Raw genomic sequence first — 5,085 nt, 5'->3', positions numbered from 1 at the left:
AAATCTGAAGATGATTACTTTATGAGGGGGGAGATAGTTGTTCTATCAACTATCTGACTCTAAGTATAAAAGAAAAATGTGTCCAAAATATGATTAGATTCTAAAAGAAAAGAAAATTTTATTAAGTTAATCTTAAGAAGACTTATGTTGTATATAAAAGGGGATAAACAGAGGAAAAGCCGGTCTTATGACCGGCAATTATGAAAAAGAAAATGATATAAAAAGATTAATATCTTTTATGGTTATTAGTATACTGGCTTTTTGTGTAAAAAGTGTGATAGAAAAGTAAGAAAAATGTGAACAGTTTTTGAAGAATCAATGAAAACGTTCCGTTATTTCTTATTTTTTGATTGGCAAAGTAATTTTTGGTAAGTGCCATCAATCAATATGGCACCAAGCGGGGCAGTGATTAAAATTCCTAAAACTGCAACGGAAAGTACAATCTGTCCGCAAGGGAGCCCCATAGCAAGCGGAACAGATCCAATAGCAGCCTGAACGGTAGCCTTTGGAAGATAGGAAAGGATACAGAATAACCGTTCTTTTTTTGTGAGCCTCGTTCGGATAAGACATATCGCAACTCCGACAGAACGAAATAGAAGTGCAACCAATATCATGAGAATGGCAGCGCCGCCTGCGTTCAGTGTATAGCGGATATCTACAGCAGCTCCGACCAAAACAAACAGAATGACTTCTGCGGCGAGCCACAATTTCCCAAATTTATCAGAAAGCCTTTTGGAAACAAAAGTGGTGCTTTTAATTTTTAACAGGCATGCCATGCTTACAACAGCTAAAAGACCGGATATAGATACAATGTCTTTCATCCACGTTTCAATTGCCATTAACAAAAAAGAAATTCCTAATACAATAATCACTTTCATACTGTTTCGGACACAATGCTTGTGTGCATATGCTGTCTCGAAAAATAAACTGAGCAGATACCCGGTAATACCACCGAGTACGATGCCGAGCAAGATGGAAACCGGAATATTGACAAAATCCATCAGATGTGCATTTCCACCTTGAGCCATATTGGAAAATGTGGAAAACAGCACGATGACAAAAATATCATCGCAGGAGGCACCGGCAAGGATAAGCTGCGGAATACTTTTATCTGTGCCGTAATTCTGGTCCATCAAGCGGACCATTCGTGGTACGACAATAGCAGGAGATACTGCAGCGAAAACGGCTCCCATGACAGCTGCCTCAATCGGTTTAATCCCCAAAATATGAGGGGCAAAAAGGAAAAAGGCGAGTATTTCAAAACTTGCAGGTACAAATGACATCAAAACAGCGGGACGCCCGACTTTTTTTAAGTCAGACAGATCTAATGACAATCCGGCCTTTAACAGAATGATGATCAGAGCCATTTGCCGTAACTCGGATGAAATGGACAAAATAGAAGGATCAAGCAAGTCAAGAACATAAGGACCTAGAATAATTCCGGTGATGAGCATTCCAATAATACGAGGTAGCTTTAATTGCTGACAAATAGCTGCGGCAGCAAGACCTACAAGAAAAATAAATGCAAGTGATGTTAACATAAATAACAATCCTCCTCAATTTCAACAAATGTTTTGTAAAAGTCATAGAGCTTTCCATTTTCTTTGGCACGCAATAAAAATCGGCTGATTATAAAACCGGTGCGGTATGTCTTTTGAATCTGCGACAGCAGTTGAGACAAATTATTAGGAAATCCTTCCGTGACTTCTTCTTTCATCAAACAAGCCATGTAACGGTGTCTGCTCTTCTCCCAAAGTACCTGAGTATCGGGAAACAAAGAACGCTGTTCAGACGGAATCGTCAATCCCCGAAGCTCTGACTGAATATGTTCTGAATGCTGTACACGAGAATACAGATACGGATTCTCAATATATTGTCGGAGTTTTTTGATTTCACCTAAATCAAAAGAGACAATACAGTCGGTATCGATATCTACTTCTGCGAATGGATGGGATTTCAGCTCATTTAAAGTATCTATGGCATTTAGATGATTGCGAAGTTTTTGCATTCGGTGCTGAAGCTCTTGCTGTTGCTGAACTAATTCATCAATTTTTTCATGTAATAAAAAGGAATGCTCTTCAGGGGTGGACTGTTCCATCGTTTGTATCTGATTGAGCGGGAGTCCCAGACTTTTGTAAAAAATAATATCGGAGAGATTCATAAAGTCTTCTATTGTATACTCGCGGTAGTTATTTTCGTGATTCTTTTTTGGTGTCAAAATCCCTGTGCTTTCCCAGTGACGTAAGGTGGAAGCAGGTAGATTGAAAAATTCTGAAATCTCTCCAATATGAAATTGCTTTTTCATGATGATTGCTCCTGATAATTTTTCTTTCATTATAAGATATTTTGTGTTGACCTTCAAGTAACTTTAAGGTTTAAAATAGCACTGAGGAGGGAGAACATATGGAAAAATTATTGATTTTTGATTCGGCGAAGGAAGTACGGTTTGGAAAATTATTAAAGTTTATTATCCCAACGTATTTGACGGCATTGTTTAATACGGTATATACCATTGTGGATGGAATTTTTGTGTCGTCCTATGTGGGGACAAATGCATTAGCAGCTATCAATATTGTGTATCCGATTGTAAATATATTGACGGGAATTGCACTGGCGTTTGCAACAGGTGGGAGTGCACTTGCAGCGCTTCATATCGGTGGGGAAAGAAAAGAAGAAGCAAACAGAACATTTTCTGTCAGCATGCTGCTGTCACTGTTGGTTGGCTGCGGTGTATCTGCCTTAATCTGGATAAAACTTCCTGCGCTATTGGAATTACTGGGCGCGACACAATTAACGATGAGTGATTGCAAAACATATGCTTTTTGGTGGCTTGTCGGTACTCCTGTTGTCATTGGAAAAGAGCTGCTTACTTATTTTATTCGCGTGGACGGCTCACCCACTTACAGCTTTTTGACGGCGCTTTCAGGAGGTCTCCTAAATATTGTATTGGACTATGTTTTTGTGGGATGTATGGACATGGGGATTTTGGGAGCTGCACTTGCTACGATTTTAGGACTGCTACTTTCTTTTTCTATGGGACTTTACTATTTTGTGAAGAAGAAACATACCTTGAAATTTACATTTCGAGGACTGTCTTTCAAGATAGGATTTAACTGTATGATAAACGGAACGTCCGAGTTTGTGAATCAATTGGCAATCGCGATCACAACAATTGTTTTTAATAGAACGGCGATGGCGTTTGCCGGAGAAGATGGGATAGCTGCTGTCTCCATTATTATGTATCTGCAATTTTTGTTTATTGGGGTTTATTCCGGTTTTTCTATGGGAATGGCGCCTCCGCTTGGATATGCATATGGAGATAAAAAACTTGATGTATGCCGTGCCCTTGAGAGGTATGCATATCGTTTTTTCAGTATTGCCCCGATTGTAATTTATGCATTGACTTTTTTTCTGGCACCAATGTGTGTATCTTTTTTTGCTGACAAACATAGCAGTGTATATACACTGGCGGTTTCCGGAATGCGGATATATGGTTTGGGATTTTTGTTTTCCGGAATTAACATTTTCTCAGCAGTACGTATGATGGCTTATGGGAAAGGATATTTTGCAGGAGCAATTACATTCCTTCGCTCGTTCGCGTTGTTGTTGCTGTTTTTGATAGTGCTGCCACAATTTTGGGGAATGAATGGAATCTGGCTTGCAGTTCCAGGAGCGGAAATTTTAACGATGTTTGTTGCAGTTCTGGCGTTAGTTTTTATCCCGCGAGGGAGAAAAAGTGTCTGTTTTGAAAATAATCGTGGTAGACATAAAGAAAACACAAAAGTAGTAAAATAGCACAATGTTTGTGGTGAAAAACTATATATAACATACAAAAATAATAAAAAACAAAAAATTAAATTGACGAAAAGTGAATAAAGTGGTAGCATATAAACAAACAGGAAAACCTTTTCCTGTTTGTAAAGGAGGAGAATATGGCTATTACAATTGCAGACATTGCAAAGGAGGCTGGAGTATCCATCTCTACTGTATCTAGAGTGATGAATGGGACAAAACCGGTAAGTCCAAAATTAAAAGAAAAAGTTTATAAGATTATTGAAAAAAATAATTATACGCCCAATGCATTGGCACAAAGTCTGATAACTAAAAAAACCAATATTGTAGGAGTCATAGTTCCAGATATATCGAATGTTGTATTTGGAGCACTTACAAAGGGAATCAATGATATTTGTTCAAATGAAGGTTATACAATTATGGTCTGTGAATCTAGAGGAGAATTGGAAGAAGAACTGAAACTTTTAAATATTCTAGAGGATAGGAAAATAGACGGTGTATTGTTTGCAGGAGTAGATGTGAATAAAGAACTGACAGATGCGATGCAGAAAAAGGAATATCCGGTAGTGTTAGTAACTCAGGAGGCGGTTCAAGGTGAGCACGTGATAGATACAGTTACACACGATAATTTGCAGGCTGTTTATGATGCGGTAAGATTTTTGTATGATAGTGGTCATGAGAGGATTGCATATATAGGCGGGCCAAAACATGATTTCTCATCTGGACAAAAAAGAATCAAAGGATATAAAAAGGCATTGGATGAATTGGGGATTTCCGTACCAGAGTCCTATATAGAACAAGGTGAATTTTCATTTCAGTCAGGATATGATGGAATGAAAAAGATTTATGAAGAGAATAGTATCTTGCCGACAGCAATAGTTGCTGGAAGTGATTTGATTGCATTAGGGGCAATGCAGTTTCTAAATAGTATCGGTATGAGTGTTCCAGCAGATATGTCAATTATCGGATTTGATGATTTGGAATTTTCCATTTATTGCAGACCAGAACTATCAACCGTTCGGATTCCATATTTCGAAGAGGGACAAAAAGCAGCAAAAGAACTTTTAAAATATATGAAAGGAACAAAGGAGTATGCTGCAACACATTATGTAGCACATAAAATTATTAGGAGAGGAACCATAAAAGATATTCATAAATAGATAAAGAGCTGAATGTATCAGCTCTCAGACTGTAGACAAAGTCCCGGACAAAAGTCCGGGCTTTTCTTATGCTTCAGTTATCCACAATTCTTTTTTGTAGAATTACTTTATCAAGAAAAAAGTGTATGTTATC

The 5,085-nt window shown here is 38.0% G+C and carries 4 protein-coding genes; 2 read left to right on the top strand and 2 right to left on the bottom strand.

Going from position 1 to position 5,085, the window contains the following annotated elements; all coding sequences use genetic code 11:
- Positions 1–332: 332 nt before the first annotated feature.
- Both ACTQXY_RS15105 and ACTQXY_RS15100 read right to left on the bottom strand, forming a co-directional pair.
- Positions 333–1,541, bottom strand: a complete 1,209-nt coding sequence (locus ACTQXY_RS15105; RefSeq protein ID WP_441660158.1) for a cation:proton antiporter domain-containing protein — start codon at positions 1,539–1,541, stop codon at positions 333–335.
- The gene (locus tag ACTQXY_RS15100) at positions 1,535–2,305 is read right to left on the bottom strand and encodes a MerR family transcriptional regulator (protein ID WP_441660157.1); all 771 of its coding nucleotides are present in this window, start codon (positions 2,303–2,305) and stop codon (positions 1,535–1,537) included. Before ACTQXY_RS15100 ends, ACTQXY_RS15105 begins: the two co-directional genes overlap by 7 nt.
- A gap of 98 nt (positions 2,306–2,403) precedes the next feature.
- Between ACTQXY_RS15100 and ACTQXY_RS15095 the strand changes: the two genes are divergently transcribed.
- Both ACTQXY_RS15095 and ACTQXY_RS15090 read left to right on the top strand, forming a co-directional pair.
- Positions 2,404–3,795 (top strand): MATE family efflux transporter, encoded by a 1,392-nt coding sequence (locus ACTQXY_RS15095; RefSeq protein ID WP_441660156.1) that lies wholly within the window; start codon positions 2,404–2,406, stop codon positions 3,793–3,795.
- 137 nt (positions 3,796–3,932) lie between these two features.
- Entirely contained in the window at positions 3,933–4,952 is a 1,020-nt protein-coding gene (locus ACTQXY_RS15090) for a substrate-binding domain-containing protein (protein ID WP_441660155.1), read from the top strand.
- Positions 4,953–5,085: the final 133 nt, after the last annotated feature.

Source organism: Faecalimonas sp. LCP19S3_D12, from assembly GCF_052121495.1.
Classification (GTDB): domain Bacteria; phylum Bacillota; class Clostridia; order Lachnospirales; family Lachnospiraceae; genus Faecalimonas.
This window is presented reverse-complemented; position numbering and strand designations above follow the sequence as displayed.